The organism is Limnohabitans sp. INBF003 (genome assembly GCF_055396645.1).
Map to the genome: position 1 here is coordinate 1,653,477 of NZ_AP029222.1, position 23,675 is coordinate 1,677,151.

The following is a 23,675-nucleotide window of genomic DNA, read 5'->3' on the forward strand; positions in this document are numbered from 1 at the left end:
TGGGCTCAACCCAGCGGCTTGAGCAGTTCGTTCAAGTCGGACTCGCCAAACAGCGGCTCTTTGCGTTGCACCGCGCCTTCGTACATGTCTTGCGCCAACTGGGCCTTGCGCTCTTGCAGGGCCAGCATGCGTTCTTCGATGGTGCCCTGGGCCACCAGTTTGACAACCCACACGTTTTTGGTCTGGCCAATGCGGTGGGCACGGTCGGTGGCCTGGTTTTCCACCGCCGGGTTCCACCACGGGTCGTAATGGATCACGGTGTCGGCCTGCGGCAGGTTCAGACCCACGCCACCGGCTTTCAGACTGATCAGGAACAGGGGTACTTGCCCGCTGGTGAACTTGTCGATGATCGCGTCGCGGTTTTTACTTTGCCCGGTGAGCTTGACCCAAGGGATGCCCAAATCGGGCAAGGCTTTTTCGATCAGGCCCAACATTTCGGTGAACTGCGAGAACAGCAAAATCTTGCGGCCCTCGGCCACCATCTCGGGCAGCATGTCCAGCAGTTGCGAGAGCTTGGCCGATTCCTTGACCTGGCTGGCAGCGCTGAGCTTGAGCAGGCGCGGATCGCAACACACCTGACGCAGCTTGAGCAAGGCATCGAGGATGGTGATTTGCGATTTGCCCAAGCCCTGCGTACTCAAAGCCTCGCGCACGGTTTTTTCCATGCCCAAGCGGATGGTTTCGTACAGGTCGGCCTGCTGGCCTTCCAAAGGCACCGGCATCAGGGTTTCGATCTTGGGCGGCAACTCGCTGGCCACCAGGTCTTTGGTCCGGCGCAACATGAAGGGCGTGATGCGGGCGCGCAATTGTTCCATTTTTTCGGTGCTGCCCTGACGCTCGATCGGGTTGCGAAACAACTCGGTGAAGCGCCGCTGGCTGCCCAGAAAGCCGGGCATCAAAAAGTGGAACTGGCTCCAGAGTTCACCCAGGTGGTTTTCGATGGGTGTCCCTGAGAGGCAAAGGCGGTGCAAGGCTGGAATTTCAGAGACCACCTGCGCGGCATTGGTATTGGCGTTCTTGATGTTTTGCGCTTCGTCCAGCACCAACAGGTGCCAAGGCACTTGCAGCCACATCTCGCGGTCGCGAGACAGCAGTGAGTACGCGGTGATGACCACGTCAAACTGGCAAAGCTCTTGCGCTGTTTCGTGGCGCGACAAACCGTGGTGGATGTGGGTGGTCAAACCCGGGCAAAACCGTGCGGCTTCGCGCTGCCAGTTGCCCAGCAAGCTGACCGGGGCCACGATCAATGCGGGTTGCGTCAGCCGTCCGGCCTGCTTTTCAGTCAGGATGTGGGCCAGCGTCTGCAGGGTTTTGCCCAAGCCCATGTCGTCGGCCAAAATGCCGGCCAGGCGGTGCTGGCGCAAAAACTGCAGCCAGTTCAGGCCTTGCTGCTGGTAGGGCCGCAGCGTGGCTTGCAAGCCATCGGGCAAGGGCACATCGGCCAATGCTTCCGTACCGCGCATTTGCTGCACCAGAGCCAGCAGGCTTTGCGCGCCCTGCCAGACAGCGCCCTCGCCCAGCGAAGCGGCCGTGCGCAAAGCGTCCAGGCGCGACAGCCGCAGCACATCGCCATCCCAGTCGTGTCCGCGTTCCCCGTGCAACTCCATCAGCATGGACAGCCATGGCTTGATTTGGGCGGTGGGCAGTTTCACGTAACCCGGCCCCTGCAAATCAGGCAAATACAGGTGGTCAGGCACACGGTCCGAAGGTGGGCCGCTCAGCTCGCTGGCCAATACGCCCGCACGGGCCATGGCCTTGAGGATCTCGGGCACCCAGGGCAGGATGTTGACGCGTTGACCGTCGATGTTCATGCCCAGCGACAGGTCAAACCAAGGCGATGTGTCTTCGGTGCCCGCTTCGGCGTCTTGTCCGCTCATGCGCACCTGCACATCGTCGGCCAAGCGCAGCCAATGGTCCAAACCTTCGTGGCTGAGCACGTCCAATCCGGCCTCGTGCAGAGGCGCAAAGTCGGCTTCGAGCCAGTCCAACCAGATTGCCTGGCCCTCGATGCCGGGCATGCCCAGCATGTTGTTGTCCCACAGCTGCAAACCCAGGTCATCCAGCGTTTCCCAGATGGCCAGCTCGGCCGCCAGATCCCGCACCAACATGCGCGCTTGTGCGCCCTGCCCCACCAGCACGCGGGCCTGGTGGTGTGCCCAGTAGCCTGTGCAGTCGCCGTATTGGAATTTCAGCTCGGCCTGAAACAAGCCCTGCTCGCTGCGCAAATGCGCTGGCACCGCAAACAATTGCAGCACGCCCACGGGTACAACACCTCGGATTTCGGGCATTTTTTCGATCACGGGCGGCAGAGGCAACTCGCCCATGGCGTCCATCAATTGCTGCTGAAACTTGACCGCCACACGCTCGGGCACCACCGGGGCCTGCGTCAGCAACAGCAGGTGTTCGGCGCTCATGCCCTGGGTGTCAACCAGGCCGCAGGTGCCCAGTGCCGGGTTCACGTACAAAGGCGGCTCGTTCAGGCCGTGCAGCACGCCAGCCTGCGCCGACTGCATCTGCAGCTGCCAGCCTTCGGGGCTGTTGCCTTGCGCAGGCACGGCCTGCCAGCTGCCACTGAAGGCCACCGACTGATCGCTCCACACCAGAGGCCGCAAAATTTTGCCGTCCTCCCACATCAGGCGGCCCGTGTTGCTGCACATGCGCAGCAGCAATTGAGCGGCAGCACCTTGCAGTTTGACCGCACTTTGAAAGCCGTAAGAGCTGAAGCTGTTGGTCGCCGGGCAGGCTTTCATCAGGTCAAAAATGCCTTGTTCTCCAGGCTCACAGGCGCGCCAGATCGGGTCGCTGGGCAAAGGCTGGCTGGTGACCTTTTTGGGCTTGGTCCATTCCCCATTGGGCTTGGCCACCGCTTGCTTGATGGTCAGGTGAAACACGGGCCTGTGGCCCAGGGTCGCGGCCGACAGGCAATAGAGGAAGTGCTCATGGGCTTTGCCGGGTATTGAAAAACCGGCCGGTGCATCGGCCGCTTGCAATCGGCTCAGCCAATCACGCACCTGGTATTCGGCTTGTTGCAGCGCCCGTTCCTGACGCACCTGGCTTTGCTGCTCTGAGTTGTCGGCGTCCCCCCCCTCATGGGCCAAGGGATCGCGCATGGACACGCCCTGCATGGCGACCAGAATCCCCAAGGCCGCGCCATGCTTGCACATGCGCCCCGCAGGGCAAGTGCAGGTGGTGCGCCAGCCTTGCAGGTTGCCGCCTTCGGACACGCGGACATGGGCCGTCACCCGGTAGGCGTCTTGTGAAGAGCCTTGCACCTGCGCATCGACGCGCCAATCTTCGCCCTCAGGCGTCAATTGCGCAGACAGCACCTCGTTTTTGAGGTACAGCGCCGTGCCTTTGGCCCAGGAATTCGAGTCGAAATAAAACGCCAGCTGAGAGGGTGGAAACCACTGTTCAGACATCGTGGAACGCGCGGGTCATCGTCAACCCACCCACTTGCGGGCGTTTTGCCACACGCGCAGCCAAGGGCTGGTGGCGTTGATGTCACCACTGGTCCAGCTCATCTGCACATTGCGGAACACGCGCTCGGGGTGCGGCATCATGGCTGTGAAACGGCCGTCCGCCGTGGTCACCGCCGTCAAACCGCCCGCACTGCCGTTGGGGTTGAAGGGGTACTGCTCGGAGGCCTGGCCGTGGTTGTCCACAAAGCGCATCGCGCCAATGGCCTCGGCCGCATTGCCCCGGTGCTTGAAGTTGGCATAACCCTCGCCGTGCGCCACGGCAATCGGCAGGCGGCTGCCCGCCATGCCTTGCAGGAACAAGCTGGGCGATTCCAGCACTTCGACCATGGACAAGCGGGCTTCAAAGCGCTCGCTCTGGTTGGTGGTGAAACGCGGCCAATTTTGCGCACCCGGAATGATGTCGGCCAGCTCGGCAAACATCTGGCAGCCGTTGCACACGCCCAGACCAAAGGTGTCGGCGCGGCCAAAGAAGCCCTTGAACTGCTCGGCCAAAGCCGGGTTGAAGGTGATGCTCCGCGCCCAGCCAATGCCTGCGCCCAGCGTGTCGCCGTAGCTAAAACCCCCGCAAGCAACCAGGCCCTGGAAGTCGGCCAGTTGGGCGCGGCCCGATTGCAAATCGGTCATGTGCACGTCGTGCGACTCGAACCCCGCTTTGTGGAAGGCATAGGCCATTTCCACATGCGAGTTGACGCCCTGCTCGCGCAGGATCGCCACTTTGGGGCGCGACAGATTCAGGAACGGCGCGGCCACGTTGTCTGCCGGGTCAAAGCTCAGGGCCACGTGCATGCCGGGGTCGTCGGCGCGGCCAGCGGCGGCATGCTCGGCGTCAGCACAAGCGGGGTTGTCGCGTTGCTGGCAAATCTTCCAGCTCACGCTGTCCCAGACCTGGTGCAGGTCTTCGAGTTTGGCGGCAAACACCTCTTTGGTGTCGCGCCAGATGCTGAGTTCGCCCACGCCCTTGGCAATGGTCGAGTGGTTCGGACGAGTCTTGCCGATCACATGCGTATGTTTGGACAGGCCGTGCTCGCGCAGGGTTTGCAGCACCGCGTTGCGGTCGGCCGTGCGGACCTGCAGCACCACACCCAGCTCCTCGTTGAACAAGGCTTTGAGCGTGAGTTCTTCGCGGCGGGCGCTGACCTGACCCGCCCAGTTCTTGGCGTCACCATGGTCGGCGCGGCTGTCCGAGATGCCATCGCCTTCGGTGACCAGCATGTCCACATTGAGCGCCACGCCCACATGGCCGGCAAAGGCCATTTCGGCCACTGCCGCCAACAATCCGCCATCGCTGCGGTCGTGGTAGGCCAGGATTTGGCCTTGGGCGCGCAGGCTGTTGATGGCTTTGACCAAATTGACCAGCGCTTGCGGGTCTTCGAGGTCGGGCACACAGTCGCCAAACTGGCCCAGCACCTGACCCAGCACGCTGCCACCCATGCGGTTTTGGCCTTGGCCCAGGTCGATCAACAGCAAAGTCGTGTCATCGGTTTGCGCATCGAGCTGCGGCGTGAGCGTGCCGCGCACGTCGGGCAGGCTGGCAAAGGCGGTGATGATCAGGCTGACGGGTGAAGTCACCTTATGGGTCTGACCTTGTTCGGTCCACTGCGTGCGCATCGACAAGCTGTCTTTACCCACAGGGATCGAGATGTCAAGCGCCGGGCACAGTTCCATGCCCACGGCCTTGACGGTTTCATAGAGCGCAGCATCTTCGCCGGGCTCGCCGCAAGCGGCCATCCAGTTGGCCGACATCTTGACGCGGGGCAGCTCAATCGGAGCCGCCAGCAAATTGGTGATGGCTTCGGCAACCGCCATGCGGCCAGAAGCTGCGGCATTGAGCGAGGCCAGCGGGGTGCGCTCGCCCATGCTCATGGCTTCACCGGTAAAGCCTTGGTAGTCGGCCAAAGTCACGGCCACATCGGCCACGGGCACTTGCCAGGGGCCGACCATCTGGTCGCGGTGGGTCAGGCCACCCACGGCGCGGTCGCCGATGGTGATGAGGAAACGCTTGGACGCCACCGTGGGGTGGCTCAGCACGTCGATCACGGCTTTTTGCAGCGACACGCCGGTCAGGTCCATCGCAGGCGACTGGCGCACCACGGTGGTCACGTCGCGGTGCATTTTGGGTGGTTTGCCCAGCAGCACGTCCATGGGCATGTCGACGGGTGATTCACTGCCTTTGTCTTCCAGCACCAGTTGACGCTCTTCGGTGGCCACACCAATCACCGCAAAGGGGCAACGCTCGCGGTCGCAGAAAGCGGTGAATTGGTCCAGCGATTCGGGCGCAATCGCCATCACGTAACGTTCCTGGCTCTCGTTGGACCAGATTTCTTTCGGCGACAAGCCCGATTCTTCGAGCTTCACAGCGCGCAAATCGAAGCGTGCGCCCCGCCCTGCGTCGTTGGTCAGCTCGGGGAAGGCGTTGGACAAACCGCCGGCGCCCACGTCGTGGATGGCCAGGATCGGGTTATTGGCACCTTGCGCCCAGCAGTGGTTGATGACCTCTTGCGCCCGGCGCTCGATCTCGGGGTTGCCGCGCTGCACCGAGTCAAAGTCGAGGTTGGCGGCGTTGGTGCCGGTGGCCATGGAGCTGGCTGCACTGCCGCCCATGCCGATGCGCATGCCAGGGCCACCCAGCTGGATCAGCAAGCTGCCCGCCGGGAATTCGATCTTTTTGGTTTGCTCCGCGTCGATCTGACCCAGACCGCCCGCGATCATGATGGGCTTGTGGTAGCCACGCACCACGCCGTCCACGGTCTGCTCGTATTCGCGGAAATAGCCCAGCAAATTGGGCCGGCCAAATTCGTTGTTGAAGGCCGCGCCACCCAAGGGGCCTTCGGTCATGATCTGCAAGGGGCTGGCGATGTGCTCGGGCTTGCCGCCCGGTTGGTCACTCAGGCCGCCCCAGAGCTTGGACACAGTGAAGCCCGACAAACCCGCCTTGGGCTTGGAGCCGCGACCGGTCGCGCCTTCGTCGCGGATCTCGCCGCCTGCGCCAGTCGATGCGCCGGGGAAAGGCGAAATCGCGGTCGGGTGGTTGTGGGTTTCGACCTTCATCAGCACATGGTGCAGAGCTTGTTCTTGCTCATAAGCCGCGCCTTGGGCGGAAGTTCTGGCGACGAAACGCTCCACCGTGTGGCCTTCCATCACCGAAGCATTGTCCGAATACGCCACCACCGTGTGCTGGGGGCTCAGCTGGTGCGTGTTGCGGATCATGCCGAACAGGCTCTTGGGCTGGGCCACGCCGTCGATGGTGAACTCGGCGTTGAAAATTTTGTGGCGGCAGTGCTCGCTGTTGGCCTGCGCGAACATCATCAACTCCACATCGGTGGGGTTGCGCTTCAGGCCCGTGAAGGCATTGACCAAGTAGTCGATTTCGTCTTCGGCGAGAGCCAGGCCCCAGGTCTTGTTGGCGTCTTCGAGTGCAGATCGACCGCCACCCAGCACGTCCACATGCGCCATGGGCGCAGGGTCCAGAGCGGTGAACAAGGCCGCAGCTTCACCCCGGGTGGGCATGGCCGACTCGGTCATGCGGTCGTGCAGCACAGCGGCCACCTGGCCGAGTTGTTCGGCGCTCAGTTTGGCGGTGCTGAGCAGGCCGGATTTCAATGTCAAACGGTATTCGGTCAGGCGCTCCACGCGGCGCACGTCAAAACCGCAGTTGTGGGCGATGTCGGTGGCTTTGGACGCCCAGGGCGAGACGGTGCCCAAGCGGGGGCTGACGACGATCACGGGACCATCCAGCGGGCCTGCATAGGGCTCGCCGTAGGTCAACAGCGCTGAGAGGGTTTGTTTTTGGGCCTCTGCCAAAGGGGTGGCCGTGGCCACCAAGTGCACAAAACGGGCCGCAATGCCCTGAATTTGCGGCGAAATGGCTGCCAGACGTGGCAAAAGCTGGGCAATGCGAAAGTCGCTGAGGGCGCTGGCGCCTTCGAAAGTCGTGATGTGCAGGGACACGGGGTGGCCTTGTAAAGAGACGGAAAAACCGTAGCGCCGGGGCCGCTGACTGGGGCCGATCGACAAAGGCGGTATTTTAGCCGGGGAAACCCTGATTGGAGGCCTTCCGAATGGGCGGCCAGCATGTTTTAAGCGCACGCCACAAAACCCAATACGGGGTCCACGCGACAAGCCAAACGCTTGACTCAGACCAAATTCAGGCATAAATTCAGACCCAACAAACTCGGAGTGTCCATGCAAGCCACCCAACACATCAAGTCCATCTCTTATTTGAAGAGCCATGCCGCACAAATATCTGAAGAATTGGCGATGAATGGCACGCCCTTCATCATCACCCAGAACGGCGAAGCCAGCATGGTGATCGAAAGCGTCCAGCAATACCAAGACAAGGAAAGCCTGATCGCGGTGCTCAAATTGGTGGCCTTGGGGGAAAAAGACCGACTGGCCGGAAAAGGCCATTCGGTGCAAGAGGCCCGCGCCCTGCTGGCCCAAAAAAGAGCTGAGCGCAACGCATGAGCATCGTCCTCTTGCCGGATGCGCTAGACGACATGCTGGCGCTGCAGGACTACATGCTGAACCGATGGACGGTTGAACTTTGGCTGCAGGTAGAAGACGAGATTTTCAACAAGCTGGCCGACGTGGACTCTGGCTTGATTGACGGTGCACCCGTGGCAGAGCTGGCAGCCGTGGGCATTCGGGATTACAGAACGCTCATCACATCGCACCACCGCATCTTGTACCGGACGCTCCAAGACAGCACGCCAAGCAGCACCATCGTTTATGCCGTGGCAGGACATCAGCAAAATTTTCAGACCTTGTTGCTCCAACGCTTGTTCAAACGCTGAGGGTGATTCCCGCTGCTGCCAGCGCCCCAACAAACTGACTGACCCTGAGGTGATTGGCCCTCTGGGATAATCCGACCCCATGACCATCACCCTCAAAACCGCCGAAGACATCGAAGGCATGCGCTTGGCATGCCGCCTGGCCGCCGAAGTTCTGGATTACATCGAGCCCTTCATCAAGCCGGGCATCACCACCAACGAAATCGACAAGCTCTGCCACGCCTACATGGTCGATGTGCAGGACTGCATTCCGGCCCCGCTGAACTACGCGCCGGGCGGCTACAAGCCTTACCCCAAGTCGATCTGCACCTCGATCAACCACCAGGTTTGCCACGGCATTCCCAACGACAAGCCCCTCAAAAAAGGCGACTCGCTCAACATCGACATCACCACCATCAAAAATGGCTGGCATGGCGACACCAGCCGCATGTTCCATGTGGGCGAGGCCTCGATTGCGGCCAAGCGCCTGGCCGCGCTGACCTATGACGCCATGTGGAAAGGCATCGAGCAAGTCAAGCCCGGCGCACATTTGGGCGATATTGGCCATGCCATCCAGAAATTTGCCGAAGGCCACGGCTTTTCGGTGGTGCGCGAGTTTTGCGGCCACGGCATTGGCCGGGGCTTTCACGAAGAGCCGCAGGTGCTGCATTACGGCAAGCCCGGCACCTTGGTGGAGCTGGTGCCCGGCATGATCTTCACGATCGAGCCGATGATCAACGCGGGCAAGCGCGACATCAAGGAAATGGGCGATGGCTGGACCATCGTGACCAAAGACCACTCCCTCTCGGCGCAATGGGAGCACACCGTGGTGGTGACCGAAACCGGCTACGAAGTGCTGACCCTGTCGGCGGGCAGCCCACCGATCCCCGCGTTCATCACCGACAAAGCCGCTGCCTGAGATGGACGCTCAGGCCCCATCAGCAGATCTGGCCCTGCTGCGCGAAACGTACAAGCACGACAAAGCCGCGGTGTTGAACACCCTGGCCAACAGCGGTGCGGTCGCTCGGGGCTTGAAGCAAACGCTGCGGCAACTGTCCATCTTGGCCGACGGCCTGCTGATCCAGTTGTGGCAAAACGCGGGCTTTGCGCCTGAGCTGTCTTTGGTGGCCGTGGGCGGTTTTGGCCGCGCCGAGCTGTTTCCTTATTCCGATGTGGATGTGTTGGTGCTCTTGCCCGATGGACTGTCGCCAGAAAACTCGCCCGAGCTGCAAGGCCAGCTGGAACGCTTCATTGGCAGCTGCTGGGACACAGGCTTGGAGATTGGCTCCAGCGTGCGCACCCTGAGCGAATGCCTGGCCGAATCGGCCAAAGACATCACGGTGCAAACCTCGCTGCTGGAGTCGCGGCGCGTGACAGGCAACACCCGCTTGTTCATCGAATTCCAAAAGCAGTACCAAGCGGCCATGGACCCGCAGGCTTTTTTGGTGGCCAAAACGCTGGAAATGCGCCAGCGCCACACCAAGTTTGAGGACACGCCCTACGCGTTGGAGCCCAACTGCAAAGAATCACCCGGCGGCATGCGCGACTTGCAGGTGATTTTGTGGGTGGCCAGAGCGGCCAATCTCGGGCACAGCTGGGACGAGTTGGCCCGCAAAGGCCTGGCCACGGCGCTGGAGGCGAGGCAGATCAAGCGTAACGAAGCCCTGCTCGGGCTCATCCGCGCACGCCTGCACCTGCAGGCCAAGCGGCGTGAAGACCGGCTGGTGTTTGACTTGCAAACCAATGTGGCCGAGTCGTTTGGTTACAGCTCGGACGTGACGCCCGAAGGGCGCCTCGCCCTGCGCGCCAGCGAAAAGCTGATGCGCCAATACTATTGGGCGGCCAAGGCCGTGACGCAGCTCAACCAGATTTTGCTGCTCAACATCGAAGACCGGCTCAAGAGCGACCGGGGCGAATCGGTCAGTGACTTCCGCCCCCTGAATGAGCGCTTCTTTGAAAAAGCAGGCCTGATCGAAGTGGCCAGCGATGACCTCTACCAAAAGCACCCGCACGCCATTCTGGAAACCTTTTTGCTGTACCAAGCCACGCCAGGCGTAAAAGGCTTTTCAGCCAGAACCCTGCGGGCGCTGTACAACGTGCGGGCCATCATGAACGGGCGCTTTCGGGCGGACCCGGTCAACCGCCAAACCTTTCTGCAGATCCTGCAGCAGCCCCAAGGCATCACGCATGCGATGCGCCTGATGAACGAAACCTCGGTGCTGGGGCGCTACCTGTGGGTGTTCAGGCGCATCGTCGGCCAGATGCAGCACGACCTGTTTCACGCCTACACGGTGGACCAGCACATCCTGATGGTGCTGCGCAATGCGCGGCGCTTTTTCATGGCCGAGCACACCCACGAGTACCCGTTTTGTTCGCAATTGGCGGGCGGCTGGGACAAGCCCTGGATTTTGTACACCGCAGCCTTGTTTCACGACATTGCCAAAGGCCGTGGCGGAGACCACTCCAAATTGGGCATTGCCGAAGTGCGCACCTTCTGCCGTCAACACCAGATTGACAAGGCAGACGCGCAGCTGATCGAGTTTTTGGTGGGCGAGCACCTGACCATGAGCCATGTCGCCCAAAAAGAAGACCTGAGCGACCCCGAAGTCATTGGCCGTTTTGCTGGGCGCGTGGGCAATGAGCGCCGCCTCACGGCCTTGTACCTGCTCACGGTGGCCGACATTCGCGGCACCAGCCCCAAAGTGTGGAACGCCTGGAAAGGCAAGCTGCTGGAAGACCTGTACAAATCCACCCTGCGCGTATTGGGCGGCCGCGCGCCCGACGCCAACGCCGAAGTGGAAGCGCGCAAACGCGAAGCCCTGATCGAGTTGGCCCGCCACAGCGAACCGCACGAAGGCCAAAAAGCCTTGTGGGACACCTTGGACGTGGGCTACTTCATGCGCCACGACGCGTCCGACATCGCCTGGCACGCTCGCCAACTGTCGCGCCATGTGGCCAAACCGGCCGAAGGCCAAGGCCGCCCCATCGTGCGTGCACGCATCTCACCTGTGGGCGAAGGCTTGCAGGTGCTGGTGTTCACGCCCGACCAACCCGATTTGTTTGCCCGCATTTGCGGTCACTTTGACCAATCGGGCTTCAGCATTCTGGACGCCCGCATCCACACCACCCGCACAGGCTGGGCACTGGACACCTTCCAGATCGTCACCCCCATGCTGCCCGAGCATTACCGCGAACTGCTCAGCATGGTCGAGTCCGGACTGACGCAGACCCTGGAAAAGCAAGGCCCCCTGCCCGCCCCCACGCGCGGACGCGTGTCGCGCCGCGTGAAAAGCTTCCCTGTCACGCCCCGCGTCAGCCTCAAGCCCGACGACAAAGCCCAAAGCTGGCTGCTCAGCATCTCGGCCAGCGACCGCATCGGCCTGCTTTACAGCATCGCCACCGTGCTGGCGCAACACGGCATCCACCTGCAACTGGCCAAAATCAGCACCTTGGGCGAACGCGTGGAAGACACCTTTTTGATCAGCGGGGCCGAACTGCAGCAAAACAAGGCGCAGATCGAGATCGAGACGGAATTGCTGAAGGCGTTGCAGCCGGGTTGAAGCCATGTTTATTGACTCATGCGCGAGGAGTACCGGCACACGGCAGGGTCAAACCAAGTCCTGGAAAACTCGACGATTTGGTTTTCCTTGCTCCAAGACACCCGCTCGATGTAACCGGAGCAGGCACCCGGTTTCAGTGCCACAGGTTGACAAGACCAATCGGGCGTGGGCGCAGCGCTGATTTGATCTTCCACACGCGAAATCCAAACCCCCAGGCGCTGCTGATAGAACAGGTACATCGAGTCCCCCAGCTCCTGTACCGTCAAATCGGGACACGCTGCAGCAGAAAACCAGATCTCCTCCAATGCGACGGGCACCTGGCTCAAAAAACGCCATCGGCGCACCCGCCAACACAAACGCCCCGCACCCGTTGAATCTGACAGAGGGACTGGACTCGGCTCCAAGGACAGATCCACGATCTGAGCCGTGGGCAATCCAGGACCATCGGCCAGTTCCAAGCGAAACAATTCGTAGATTTGCTGCTTGCCTTGTACTTGACGCACATAAGTGCCTGAGCCCTGAATACGCTCCAGTACCCCCTGATCTTCCAGCAAAGCCAATGATTTGCGCAATGTACCCACCGCCACCGACAAGGTCTGAGCCAATTCGGCTTCAGTGGGTAACCGCTCCCCACTGTGCCAGTAACCCGCCTTGATTTGACGGGCCAACAATTCGGCAATTTGCAGGTAAACGGGCAGTGGTTTGGCGGGGTGAGCAGCGTTCATAGCCGACAGTATGACAAACACGGGGAAACCCGCATACCCATGCGCTTCAATTCATTTATGATTCATTTACTTTCAAAGAGGAGTCTTACATGAGCATCGTTCCCGTCAAAGGAGAAGACATACAGGGTGCAGAAGTGGCTTGGTTCGCTCCACTTTGCTCGGACGACTTTCGCCATCTGGGGGTACCCGATGGCGATTTGCGCAGCAACTGGGCCAACACCAGCCGCATCGTCGAACGAGCCGACGAACTCGGCTTTCGCAACATCTTGTGCCCCTCGTCCTACCAGGTCGGACAGGACACCCTGACTTTTGCCGCCGCTGTGGCGCACAAGACCAAACGCATGAACCTGCTGGCCGCCATCCGCTGTGGCGAGGTCCACCCCGCCATGTTGGCGCGCACCGTGGCCACGCTGGACCACATTCTGGAAGGCCGCCTCACGCTCAACGTGATTTCGTCCGATTTTCCTGGCCAACAAGAAGACAGCGCTTACCGTTACCGCCGCTCCTGGGAGGTGGTCGAAATCCTCAAGCAAGCCTGGACACAAGACGAAATCAATTACGACGGCGAAATTTACAAACTCAAGGGTTTGTCAACCGACCCCGTGCGCCCTTACCAAACCAATGGCGGCCCGCTGCTTTATTTCGGCGGCTACAGCCCCGATGCACTGGCCCTGTGTGGTGCCCATTGCGACACCTACCTGATGTGGCCCGAGCCCAAGGACATGCTGGCCCAGCGCATGCGCGATGTGCATGCCCAGGCCGAAAAACATGGTCGCTTGCTGGACTATGGCCTGCGGGTACACATGGTCGTGCGCGACACCGAGGCCGAAGCGCGTGAATACGCGGCCGAGTTGGTCTCGCAACTGGACGACGAAAAAGGCCGCGAGATTCGCCAACGTGCCCTCGATGCCAAGAGTCTGGGCGTTTCACTGCAAAGCGCAAACCGCGATCGTGCAGACGATGAGGGCTACATTGAGCCCCACCTTTGGACTGGCGTGGGCCGTGCTCGCAGTGGTTGCGGTGCTGCCTTGGTGGGCAGCGTTGATCAAGTGCTCAGTGAAATCGAGGCCTACAAAAAAATGGGCATCCGGGCCTTCATTTTTTCGGGTTACCCGCACCTACAAGAATGCGAAATCTTTGGCACCAAAGTGCTGCCACAGCTCAAAACGGTTTCCCTCGCCCAAGAATATGGCCGTGTTCCGGCCCAAACACCGCCCACACCGCTGGGCACAGGAGTACGCAAATGAATTCAAACGACATTGGCCGCATCACGCTGCCCAACGGGCGCAGCCTGAGCCGCATGGCCTATGGCGTGTGGCGTCTGTCAGAAGCACAAGACACATCGGTCAACGCCAACCTGGCGCGCATTGACGCGTGTCTGGCCCAAGGCATCACCACCTTCGACCATGCCGACATTTACGGCGATTACAGCTGCGAAGAACTGTTCGGCCAAGCCATCAAAGCGCGCCCCAGCCTGAAAGACCGCATCGAGATCGTCACCAAGACCGACATCATGCTGCTGTCGGACAAATGGCCAGATACCCGCGTCAAGCACTACGACACCAGCCCGGCCCATGTGAAGGCCAGCGTGGACCGCTCGCTGTCGCGCATCGGCGTGGATGTGATCGATTTGCTGCTGATCCACCGCCCCGACCCCTTGATGGACGCGCAAGCCCTGGGCGCTTGCCTGGACCAGCTGATCGACAGCGGCAAGCTGCGCGGCGTGGGCGTGTCCAACTTCATGCCCTGGGATGTGGACCTGCTGCAGTCGCGCATGAAGCACAAGCTGCAAACCAACCAGCTGGAGCTGAGCTTGCTGAACACCGAGCCGTTCATCAACGGCCAGCTGGCGCACGCCCAACAACACCACATGCCCGTCATGGCGTGGTCACCTTTGGGCGGTGGACGGCTGCATTCGCAAGCGAGCACAGCAGGCACAGCAGCCGCCCGTCTGGCCCCCAAACTGGCTGAGCTGGCCCAAGCCTCAAGCACGGACACCACTGCCGTGGCCATGGCCTGGCTCATGCACCATCCCGCGCAAATCTTGCCCGTGATGGGCTCCAACCAACTGGAACGCATTGCCCAGTTTGCCAACGCCGGTCGTGTGCCAATGGACCGTCAGACCTGGTACGAGCTGTACGAACTGGCCAACGGTCACGAAGTGCCTTGAAGGGAAGCCCACATGCGCCACATGCCTGATGTCATGCCTGCAGTAGACGGCGAGCCCCCCAGCCATGACCCGGCTGAATACCGCAAGGCCCTGTCCTGCTTTGCCACTGGGGTCACAGTAGTCACAGCCCATTGGCAAGGCATGGACTGGGGCATGACCTGCAATTCCTTTGCATCGGTCTCGCTCGATCCTCGCATGGTCTTGTGGAGCATTCGCAAAGCGGCCAGCAGCCTAGAGGCGTTCACGCAATCCGGCGGGTTCACCGTCTGCGTGTTGTCACAACAACAAGAAGCCATTGCCCGGCAGTTCGCTACCGGAGACATGGCTTCGCGTTTTACCGGTGTGCCGCTGCAGCGACAGGCCAGCCAGCGACAACGCTTGACCGACGCCATGGCCTGGTTTGACTGCCAATTGCACCAACTGGTCGATGCTGGCGACCACCACATAGTCATTGGACAGGTCCAGGAATTTGGCTGGCACGAGGATGCTCAAGCGCTGGGCTTTTGGCGCAGCCGTTTTGGGAAATTCGAGGCACTGTCCGCATGATGCCGCTGTGGATGCTGTTCCTCCTGGTGGGTGCCGCAGGAGGGTTTACAGCGGGACTTTTTGGCGTAGGTGGAGGCCTGGTGATCGTGCCCACCCTGTACTTTCTGTGGCGAGGTGACCCGATTCTCGGCCCAGAAGTCATGCATTTTGCAGTGGCCACTTCACTGGCTTGCATCGTCATCACCTCGGTCACCAGTTCCTGGACCCACTGGCGTGCGCGCCGTCTGCAATTTGACCGCTTCTACTGGCTGGCTGGCTCGGTCAGCTTGGGTGCGTTGTCGGCTGTTTTGCTGGCCAACTGGGTGCCGACCCAATGGCTCAAATTGGGTTTTGGCTTGTTTGCCTTGGGTACCTGCGTGACCTTGCTAGGCCAAAAAACCCGAGAAGTGAGCCAACCCGCGCCTGCCCGCAATGAACTGGTCGGAGCGGGCACCTTCATTGGCCATGTCTCCACCTTGCTTGGCGTCAGCGGTGGTGCCATGACCGTGCCTTACTTGGTTCTACGTGGTGTGGACATGCGCCAAGCCGTGGTCGTGAGCTCGGCCATTGCAATCCCCATTTCACTCATCGGTGCCATCGGCTTAGCTATCACTGGCCCACACACCGCCCAAACCTTGGGTTATGTGCATGTGCCCGCGTTCGCGGGCATCAGCGCAGTCAGCATGCTGTTCGCCAACTGGGGGGCTCGCCTGTCACAGCGAATGAACAAACGCAAACTGCAACTGGCGTTTGCCGGTTTTCTGGCGCTGGTCGCAATGCACATGCTGGGCTTTTGAATCGCCTACCGATAACGCCTCAGCGCTTCTTGTTCACCGCGGACTTGAACGCTGCACCGGCAGAGAACTTGGGCACGCTGGCCGCAGCGATCTTGACGGCTTCACCCGTGCGTGGGTTCTTGCCCATGCGGGCTGCTCGCTTGGTTGACTTGAACGTGCCAAAGCCAATCAGCTGCACGTCTTCCTTTTTGGCCACCGCCTTGACGATGGTTTCCAGCACCGCATTGAGGGCCCTGCCCGCTGCGGCTTTGGTCATGTCGGTTTCATGGGCGATGGCTTCGATCAGTTCTGCTTTGTTCATATTGAATTACTGAATATCAATGGATGGATGTTGAAGTCAAACGATAAAACGCATTACTCGACCTGAATGACGACGCCCTTGACGCTTGACGGCTGGACATCCAGACGCTCTTTGGCTGTGGCCATGCCAATCAATGCCAAACTGCGGTCGTCGGATGACGCCTTCATCGCAGCCGGCACCTTAACCACCAACATGCCATCCGCAGAAACTCCCACGCTCAGCTGATTAGGAGCGCCCGAGGGCAACTTGAAGTCCACATTGACAAAGCGCATGCCTGCCAAGTTGACGTTCAAAGACTGGGCCGTGTCAGCGGTTGTCACAGAAGCCCGCATGTTTTTGCCTTGCTCCACGATGCTCAGTGCGCCACCCGCAGCGACTTTGTCACCTGTTTGGTTGAACAAGGCCACCGAATTCGTTTTGACCTCGGTGTCTTCGGCATTGCCCGCCTTGGCTGGCCCTGCGTCGACTGTCGTCAAGCTTGCGGCGTTGGAGGAAACAACCAACTCCATGCCCAAACTGTCAGCTGCACCGAAACTCAATGTGGCTGCGATCTTCATCTGCGGTACTTCCGTCGCGACCTTGGCGGACGCAATCACGTCTGCAACGGCCACAACCTTTTCTTTTTTCATTTCCACATTCAAGTCAACGCTGGTATTGACTGCATTGGACTGTGGTGCAGGGGGAATCGGCGAGTTCTGAGCGGGCTTTCTACCAATCTCTCCCGCCACATCGGCAATGACAGGGTCGGTGAAGCTGTAATCTGAAGCCACACTGCCGGACAAAGTTTGATCAAATCGCAACCCTGAACGTCCAGATGTCCGAATCATGCTGACACCTTCAATACCACCATAAGCCAACGTCATGCCCGAACCATCAACACTCAGCGTATCGCCTGCAATGGCTCCTGTCACCGTACCTGACACGCGGGCACCTGTTGCAATGGCATTACCGTCATAAGCTTTGTTCAAAGCACCACCAATGCTGGCCGTCACCGTGAGCGTTTTCGGCGTGATGGTTGCGGCAACATCTTTGCTACTGACATCCAAAACATAATCACCCGGCAAAGAACCGATGCTGCCGGTGACACTGGAGATGGAAAGACCAGAAACTGTCACTTTATTTGCAGCTAAAACGTGTGCACTGTTGTACGCGAAACCTGCGTTAGACAAGGTCACGGCATCACCACCAGCACCACTGACACTGTATGCCGGCGAAAAGCCAGCAGGTGCTGCATTCGAGCCGTCATATGTTTTCGTCACACCAGTGTTGGTCAATGTCACGGACAGCACAGCAGGATTGATCGTCAAGTCTGCAGGGACATAGGTCAAAGCATAGTTGCTGGTGGCAGCAAGCGACCCGATATTGATCGGAAACGTGCCCGCATGTGTACCTCCAGTCCGACTCAGTGTGCCCGAGAGGGTTTCGTTATTGACCAAATTCCCAGAGGAAATCTGGTAAGTCAACGCAGGGTCAGCTGCGCCATAAAACTTAGACAATGGATTTGCAGTCACGGTGATAGGACGAGGATTGATGGTGAGTCCATTCACATAGGTGATTGTGTAATCGGATGCGCATGCAGCCCCTCCAGCAGAGCATGCAAACGTTGGACTCAACAAATTGGCAGAGCCGTAAGCATAGGTGCCAACCGCTTTATATTGTGTAGCCGCAGAACCCCATGCAATAGCGCTGATCGAATCACCCGAATTAAAACTTCCACTGGTCAATGAGTAGTTGGGCAAGACCGGATTCAAATCACCATAATCTTTGGTTGTTGCCAAAATGATCAGAGTAATGGGCGTAGTGTTTTGTCGGTAAATGGCGTACTTACCCGCCCCTAATACAGGACTCAGCGTCGTCGTTTCATCAGAGCTGAAACGCGATCCTGAGGTCGCGATGACAGACAGGCTCGTGCTGTTAACTGCACTGCCTGAGTAAAAGCGAGCGGTCCCTCCAGTCCCCATAGCGATCACTGGCATACCATTAACCGTGCCCGACACGGTGATGTCACCGCCGGCAGTTGTGCCAGCCGACGCAGCTGCACCTGCGTTCAATCGAATGGCCGATCCAGAGGTATTGGTGGTACGTAGGTCTCCTGCCAGTGCGATGTTCCCATAGTCAGCAGCGATATCGATAGCGCCAGAAGCATTCAAAGTGCCGCTGATATTTACTGCAGAACCAGTTGTGGTGCCGCGGTTAAACACCGACAGACTTCCGCTGGTAATGGCCTTGAGACTGATGTGTCCAGATGCTGTATCGGTGGTCAAACCCGTTCCATCCATGATCGATATATTGACGACACCCGTGCCTGTTGCAATCGTTCCTAATGTGCCCATTGTGATTTCTGCAGGGCCTGTGAGTCGGTTAGCACCAACAGCAGCGGCGCCATCATAGTGATTGGCCTTGATCATCAGTGAACCGTTTTTGGTATCGATTGACTGATTCAGCAACACAGAACGGCCCGCCAACAAGGTGAGGCCACCTGTTGATCCTGATGGTGCAGTGGTCGCCGAGGTCAGCGTGATGTCATCACGTGCGACCAAAATTGCGGAACCAGCCCCAGCCATGATGTTGCTGGCTGCAACCGTGACACTGCCTGCATCCGCCTCCAGTCGCAAGGAACTGGCAGCAGTGATGTTGTTGTTGGAGGTAATGCTGGAACCACTGGTGGCTCCAGCATTGACCACACTGATGGCATTTCCCGTCAGCGTTCGCAAGGTGATGTTGCCCGAGGTCGATTCGGTCAGGCCTGTCCCAGCACCCAAAGATAAAGTGATGTTGCCATTACCCGCATTGAGAGTTATACCGGAAGCCATATTGATTTCGGCTGCGCCTGCATCGCGCTGCGCGTCGACAACGCCAGACGCAAGTGGCTCGTTGGCTTTCAAGGTCAGATTAGCGCCACCCGTTGTGATGTTGGCATTCACAAGAATCGAACGACCTGCTTGCAAGGTTAAATGGCCCGCCGAATTGGTACCAGTGATGGCCGATGAGACCTTAATGTCGTTGCTCGCCTGAAGCGTCACCGCGGCACCAGCACTCATGGCATTGTTAATGGCGGAGGCAGAGACCCCCTGAGACAAGCTCGAATTGGTGGCATATGCGCTGGCATCACTCAACGTTGGCATAGGTGACAAATAAGAAATGATGTCCAATCGACCAGCGGAGTTAACAACCCCTGATTTACCAGTATTGGAAAATACCAGTGCACGGCCGTCTGAAAGAGCCAAGGCATCACTTCCACCTATGCTTTCAGCAGCAACGCCACCCAAACCCAACAAGCTATTTTGGTCAGTGACAGCCCCAACAGTTCCTGTGACACCGTTGCCCCAAGAAATAGCGCCACCACTAATGGTCAACACTTTTCTCAAGGGTGACAGAACAACATAGTTACCCGTGGTTAACGCTTTAACACCTTGCAAACCGATTTGGTCATTTGATACTGTTCCGACAAGGCTGTTAGCAGATGAAATTTCACCCGCCACACCCGCAGTACCTGAACCCCACGTTGCAGCACCTGCGCTATTCGCTGCGCCGTTGTCCCAAGTCGGGGTGGAAACCACATAATTACCGTTGGTCAATGCTTGAAAAGGACTTGCTGATGAGTTGGCCCCGACCTTGTCGTTGGCATTGGAACCAATGAGGCTGTTGGCAATGCTGACCGCCCCCGTAACGCCCACAGTACCGCTCCCCCACGTGACTGCGCCAGCGTTGGCAGCGATTCCCGTGCCGACTGTACCGGGATCAACGGCGAAATTTCTATCCCAATTAGGAGAAAGAACAATGTAGTTGGATGTGGTTGCGCTTTGAGGAAGCGCATAAATAGTGCCGCCAACGTTGTCGTTTGCAATACTGCCCACGAGGCTGTTGGCGCTGCTGACCACCCCTGGATTACCCAGTGTGCCATTAGACGCTCGGCCTGTTGCACCATCAACCAAAGTGACTGCCCCAACACTGCTGACCGACCCATTACTCCAGTATGGTGAAGCCACAACATAATTACTGTTGTTCAAAGGCAAAATGGTAGCGCCAACAGCATCAGTAGCAGAACTACCAACCAAGCTGTTACTGGGACCAATCGCCCCTCGAACGCCTGTTGCACCATCGCCCCAAGTCACAGCGCCTGCACCACCGCTCCAGGCAGAGGAGGTGACGTAATTTCCATTAGCGAGCGCATAAACACCCGCGCTACCAGCTTGCTCACCTGTCGTTGTTCCATATAGGCTGTTGGCAGTGGAGACGACCCCGACCAATCCGCCAGGACCCACCCAGGTGACTGCGCCACCGTAGGTGACTTGACCGCTCCAAAAGGGTGATGCAACGACAAAGGTATCGTTCAACGCCAATGGCGTAACGCCAGACTTGTATGCCGAAATCGACCCAGCCATTGTGCCGATACGACCGACAAAATCGCCTCCTTGGCTAATGCTCACATAACCAGTGCTGCCGACCAGGCTATTCGTTTGATCGATGTACCCAAAATTAGCTTGAACGGATGTTGATGTCGTTGGCAATCGCGTTATCGCTCCCTTGTTCGAGTCGCTAGCAGCCGTACCTGTTCGCCAATCGGGGGAGGCCACTACAAAGAAATTACCTCCAGTTAGTTCAGTGATGCCTTTAAAGGTGTAATCGCTTTTTGTTGCCCCTAAATAGGTTTCAGCATATCGGCCAATCAAACTGTTGTTGACGCTAACAGCCCCAACCACAGAGCCATTGGATCCATTGCCCCAGGTCACAGCCCCCACGTTGGTCGTGGCACCATTGTCCCAGTCACTGGAAACAACCACATATTTGCCATTGCTCAGCGGCGTTACACCCCTCGAGCCGACAAAGTGGGTGGCAGCTGATCCGATCAAACTGTTGCTGCTGCTGACGCTGCCCGCATTACCTGCTGTGCCACCGACAGGAAGACCCGTAGCACCATCGAACCAGGTCACAGCCCCCATACCACCAGACCAGTAAGGAGAAGTCACCACATAGTTCCCATTGGTCAATGCGGTGATGCCCTTGGAGGCAGCATAAGACTCAATGAGTGAACTGCTACCCATGTATGTTGAAGAGGGGGTACCACCAACCGTCGAGCTGTAAATCAATCCTGAGCCAATCAAGTCATTCGAACTGGTTCCAACAAAACTGTTCGCGCTACTGATGCTGCCACTCACTCCCAGAGACCCACTGCCCCATGTCACTGCACCTGCATTGGTGTAAGTTCCATTTTTCCAAGTGGGTGTACTGACCACGTAATTGCCATTCGTCAAAACCTTCACTGTGACTGCATTGGCACCACCAAAGCCAACGCGGTCACCTGCGCTGCTGCCAACCAAACTGTTGGCGTTACTGACCACCCCATTCAGACCCGTTGTGCCATTGACGAAAGTGACTGCTCCCAATCCAGTTGTGACATCACTTGATTTTGTGACTGCGGGCGATGTTTGGCTGTTGGTCCAGGCTTGCGACCGCACCACAAAATTGCCATTGCCCAAAGAAACAATAGGCAATCCACCCACAAAGTCGTTGGCGTTCGAACCCGTCAGGGTCGACATCAGCGCGCCCGTTTGCGAGTTGTACAGACGCACGGCGCCCGCTTTAGACGCTGTGGTGCTGTCATAAGGTGATCGAAAAACAATTCGATTGGTTCCAACGCCTGCATTCAACAATTCCGTTGCCAGGCCTGATGTTGTCAATGTTGGGTCACTACTGGGGTAATCACTGCCGATCGGCGTTGGATCGAGAAGCGACAAAACCTGTATTGGCGAAACGGTAGTCACGATCTCAATATTTTTCGGGTCCAGCAACAAGCGGCCATTTGTTCCAGCTGGTGCGGTCACATTCACTTGACCGGCAAACGTCAGCTTGTCATGACTGGACACTTCGACCAAGCCGCCGTTACCACCTTGCTGCCCCCCCGAGGCTTTGACGGTTGCGCCAAACACGGTTTCACTTTCAGACCAGACAATGGCTTGGCCTGCCGAGCCACGCTGGCTCACGCTCACATCCAGTTCACTGGCCACCACACGGGTGGTTTGTGCATTCACGATGTCCGTGTCTTTGCCCTGGTAACCACCACCGATGCGAATGCTGCCACCATTAGCCGTCTGACCTGTGGCCGACACTTTGGCTGCAGCCAAGACGATGCTGGGGGCTTCGACGGTAACGTCGCCACCTTGTGCGCCATTTGCAGAAATTTGTCCGGAAACCCAAACATCCTGCCCAGCACTCAATTTCACCGATCCACCCTGACCCGCACCACCATCGGCATTGATTCGCCCTGAGTCGGTTTGCTCTACGTGTCCTGTGGCTTGAATGGCGATGCGACCGCCTTGTACCGTGGCATTGCTTGCCGCGCTGGCATCCCAAGTGCCGCTGGCGATCAGATTGTCAACTTTGGCGTTGATGTCGGGAGCCATCACCGTACCAGTCTGAACCAATGCATGGCCTTCCAAAACAATCCGCCCGTCGCGGTTTTCCAGCCGCTGCGCACGAACCATGCCGGTGTTGTTCACCACGCCTTGCGTGATGCTGTCCACCGATTGGGCAGACAACACGGCCATACCGCCGTCAGCCATCACTGTGCCCGTGTTTTCCACCAGTGCGCTGGCGGCACCCGCGTTGACGCGGTAACCGATCAAGCCGTCACCCGCAAAGTCAACCGTGATGTCTTGTGCCGCCGCCAGCAATGTGCTGCCTTTGGATGTGGTAATTTGTCCTTCGTTTTTGACCACCGGCGCCAAAAAAGCCACAGCCCCACCATTGGCGGTGGTGATTCGGCCTTGGTTGACCACAGCGCCCAACGCGGTGAGGCCATCGGCAGCAAAGCGGTAGTTGCCGTTCAAGAAATTGGCATCGCTGATGGCCAAGCTGGAGGCCACCAAACTGCCCACGTCCACCTGGCTGCCACGGCCAAACACCACACCCGCAGGGTTGACCAGCATGACTTGGCCGTTGGCCGTCAGGCGCCCCATGATTTGCGTGGGGTCTTGCGATTGGATGCGGTTGAGCGCCACAGCCGATGCCGAAGGCTGCACAAAGTTCACACTGGCATTGGCACCAATGTTGAAGCTGCTCCAATTGGCGATCATGCGGGCGGTGTTTTGGTTCACCGTCATGGCAGCACCCTGAGCGCTGATGGTGCCACTGCCCGACAGGATTTGCCCGCCTGTAGGCAATTGTTGGGTGCTCACGGTCTGCGCCATGGCCACACTGGCAACAGCCGTCAGCAACAAAGCCCCTGCAGAGCGTTTGCCACGTGATTTGGCGTTTTCGGCCACAGCCACCCAGGTGTTGGCCAGTTCGTTCCAGATGAGTCGGTAGGTATTGTTCATGGTGATGTTCTTGGAGTTGTTATGGGAAGC

13 protein-coding genes are annotated in these 23,675 nt (G+C 58.9%); 8 read left to right on the top strand and 5 right to left on the bottom strand.

What is annotated here, in order from left to right; all coding sequences use genetic code 11:
• Window positions 1-5 precede the first annotated feature (5 nt).
• Both ACZ5VE_RS07550 and purL read right to left on the bottom strand, forming a co-directional pair.
• Window positions 6-3,419 carry a DEAD/DEAH box helicase gene (locus ACZ5VE_RS07550; RefSeq protein ID WP_464457383.1) on the bottom strand — a complete coding sequence of 1,138 codons (3,414 nt, stop codon included), beginning with the start codon at window positions 3,417-3,419 and terminating at the stop codon, window positions 6-8.
• A 21-nt stretch (window positions 3,420-3,440) separates the two neighbouring features.
• Window positions 3,441-7,427 (bottom strand): phosphoribosylformylglycinamidine synthase, encoded by a 3,987-nt coding sequence (purL, locus tag ACZ5VE_RS07555; RefSeq protein WP_464457384.1) that lies wholly within the window; start codon window positions 7,425-7,427, stop codon window positions 3,441-3,443.
• Between the two features lie 234 nt (window positions 7,428-7,661).
• On the opposite strand from purL, the gene ACZ5VE_RS07560 reads away from it, so the two are divergent.
• The 4 genes from ACZ5VE_RS07560 to ACZ5VE_RS07575 all read left to right on the top strand — a co-directional run bounded on the left by ACZ5VE_RS07560 (window position 7,662) and on the right by ACZ5VE_RS07575 (window position 11,808).
• Entirely contained in the window at window positions 7,662-7,943 is a 282-nt protein-coding gene (locus ACZ5VE_RS07560; RefSeq protein ID WP_464457385.1) for a type II toxin-antitoxin system Phd/YefM family antitoxin, read from the top strand.
• Window positions 7,940-8,272: a type II toxin-antitoxin system RelE/ParE family toxin gene (locus tag ACZ5VE_RS07565; RefSeq protein ID WP_464457386.1), complete on the top strand. Its 333-nt coding sequence runs from the start codon at window positions 7,940-7,942 to the stop codon at window positions 8,270-8,272. The genes ACZ5VE_RS07560 and ACZ5VE_RS07565 overlap by 4 nt, the downstream gene beginning before the upstream one ends.
• Window positions 8,273-8,351: 79 nt before the next feature.
• Window positions 8,352-9,167: a type I methionyl aminopeptidase gene (gene map / locus ACZ5VE_RS07570; protein WP_464457387.1), complete on the top strand. Its 816-nt coding sequence runs from the start codon at window positions 8,352-8,354 to the stop codon at window positions 9,165-9,167.
• 1 nt (window position 9,168) lies between these two features.
• Window positions 9,169-11,808 carry a [protein-PII] uridylyltransferase gene (locus tag ACZ5VE_RS07575; RefSeq protein ID WP_464457388.1) on the top strand — a complete coding sequence of 880 codons (2,640 nt, stop codon included), beginning with the start codon at window positions 9,169-9,171 and terminating at the stop codon, window positions 11,806-11,808.
• A gap of 8 nt (window positions 11,809-11,816) precedes the next feature.
• Here the strand turns inward: ACZ5VE_RS07575 and ACZ5VE_RS07580 are convergent, their stop codons facing one another.
• A complete protein-coding gene (locus ACZ5VE_RS07580) occupies window positions 11,817-12,533 on the bottom strand; it encodes a GntR family transcriptional regulator (RefSeq protein WP_464457389.1) in 717 nt (238 codons plus the stop codon).
• An 89-nt stretch (window positions 12,534-12,622) separates the two neighbouring features.
• On the opposite strand from ACZ5VE_RS07580, the gene ACZ5VE_RS07585 reads away from it, so the two are divergent.
• Genes ACZ5VE_RS07585 through ACZ5VE_RS07600 form a run of 4 tightly spaced genes read left to right on the top strand, consistent with a single transcriptional unit; the run spans window position 12,623 to window position 16,025 of the window.
• On the top strand, window positions 12,623-13,780 hold the full coding sequence (locus ACZ5VE_RS07585; protein WP_464457390.1) for an LLM class flavin-dependent oxidoreductase: 1,158 nt from the start codon (window positions 12,623-12,625) through the stop codon (window positions 13,778-13,780).
• Complete coding sequence (locus ACZ5VE_RS07590) at window positions 13,777-14,703, top strand: aldo/keto reductase (RefSeq protein WP_464457391.1); 927 nt, start codon at window positions 13,777-13,779, stop codon at window positions 14,701-14,703. Before ACZ5VE_RS07585 ends, ACZ5VE_RS07590 begins: the two co-directional genes overlap by 4 nt.
• Window positions 14,704-14,715: 12 nt before the next feature.
• The gene (locus ACZ5VE_RS07595; RefSeq protein WP_464457392.1) at window positions 14,716-15,249 is read left to right on the top strand and encodes a flavin reductase family protein; all 534 of its coding nucleotides are present in this window, start codon (window positions 14,716-14,718) and stop codon (window positions 15,247-15,249) included.
• Window positions 15,246-16,025 (top strand): sulfite exporter TauE/SafE family protein, encoded by a 780-nt coding sequence (locus ACZ5VE_RS07600; protein WP_464457393.1) that lies wholly within the window; start codon window positions 15,246-15,248, stop codon window positions 16,023-16,025. Before ACZ5VE_RS07595 ends, ACZ5VE_RS07600 begins: the two co-directional genes overlap by 4 nt.
• Window positions 16,026-16,044: 19 nt before the next feature.
• Here the strand turns inward: ACZ5VE_RS07600 and ACZ5VE_RS07605 are convergent, their stop codons facing one another.
• Together ACZ5VE_RS07605 and ACZ5VE_RS07610 are read right to left on the bottom strand one after the other, a co-directional pair.
• Window positions 16,045-16,326, bottom strand: a complete 282-nt coding sequence (locus ACZ5VE_RS07605) for an HU family DNA-binding protein (protein WP_464457394.1) — start codon at window positions 16,324-16,326, stop codon at window positions 16,045-16,047.
• Between the two features lie 53 nt (window positions 16,327-16,379).
• Window positions 16,380-23,645, bottom strand: a complete 7,266-nt coding sequence (locus ACZ5VE_RS07610) for a two-partner secretion domain-containing protein (protein WP_464457395.1) — start codon at window positions 23,643-23,645, stop codon at window positions 16,380-16,382.
• Window positions 23,646-23,675 lie beyond the last annotated feature (30 nt).

What these genes read in the sequence shown, in the direction of transcription:
- ACZ5VE_RS07600 (WP_464457393.1), top strand. Translation starts at nt 15,246, where the DNA reads ATGATGCCGCTGTGGATGCTGTTCCTCCTGGTGGGTGCCGCAGGAGGG.
- ACZ5VE_RS07585 (WP_464457390.1), top strand. Translation starts at nt 12,623, where the DNA reads ATGAGCATCGTTCCCGTCAAAGGAGAAGACATACAGGGTGCAGAAGTG.
- map (WP_464457387.1), top strand. Translation starts at nt 8,352, where the DNA reads ATGACCATCACCCTCAAAACCGCCGAAGACATCGAAGGCATGCGCTTG.
- ACZ5VE_RS07605 (WP_464457394.1), bottom strand. Translation starts at nt 16,326, where the DNA reads ATGAACAAAGCAGAACTGATCGAAGCCATCGCCCATGAAACCGACATG.
- ACZ5VE_RS07610 (WP_464457395.1), bottom strand. Translation starts at nt 23,645, where the DNA reads ATGAACAATACCTACCGACTCATCTGGAACGAACTGGCCAACACCTGG.
- ACZ5VE_RS07590 (WP_464457391.1), top strand. Translation starts at nt 13,777, where the DNA reads ATGAATTCAAACGACATTGGCCGCATCACGCTGCCCAACGGGCGCAGC.
- ACZ5VE_RS07575 (WP_464457388.1), top strand. Translation starts at nt 9,169, where the DNA reads ATGGACGCTCAGGCCCCATCAGCAGATCTGGCCCTGCTGCGCGAAACG.
- ACZ5VE_RS07550 (WP_464457383.1), bottom strand. Translation starts at nt 3,419, where the DNA reads ATGTCTGAACAGTGGTTTCCACCCTCTCAGCTGGCGTTTTATTTCGAC.
- ACZ5VE_RS07560 (WP_464457385.1), top strand. Translation starts at nt 7,662, where the DNA reads ATGCAAGCCACCCAACACATCAAGTCCATCTCTTATTTGAAGAGCCAT.
- ACZ5VE_RS07595 (WP_464457392.1), top strand. Translation starts at nt 14,716, where the DNA reads ATGCGCCACATGCCTGATGTCATGCCTGCAGTAGACGGCGAGCCCCCC.
- ACZ5VE_RS07580 (WP_464457389.1), bottom strand. Translation starts at nt 12,533, where the DNA reads ATGAACGCTGCTCACCCCGCCAAACCACTGCCCGTTTACCTGCAAATT.
- ACZ5VE_RS07565 (WP_464457386.1), top strand. Translation starts at nt 7,940, where the DNA reads ATGAGCATCGTCCTCTTGCCGGATGCGCTAGACGACATGCTGGCGCTG.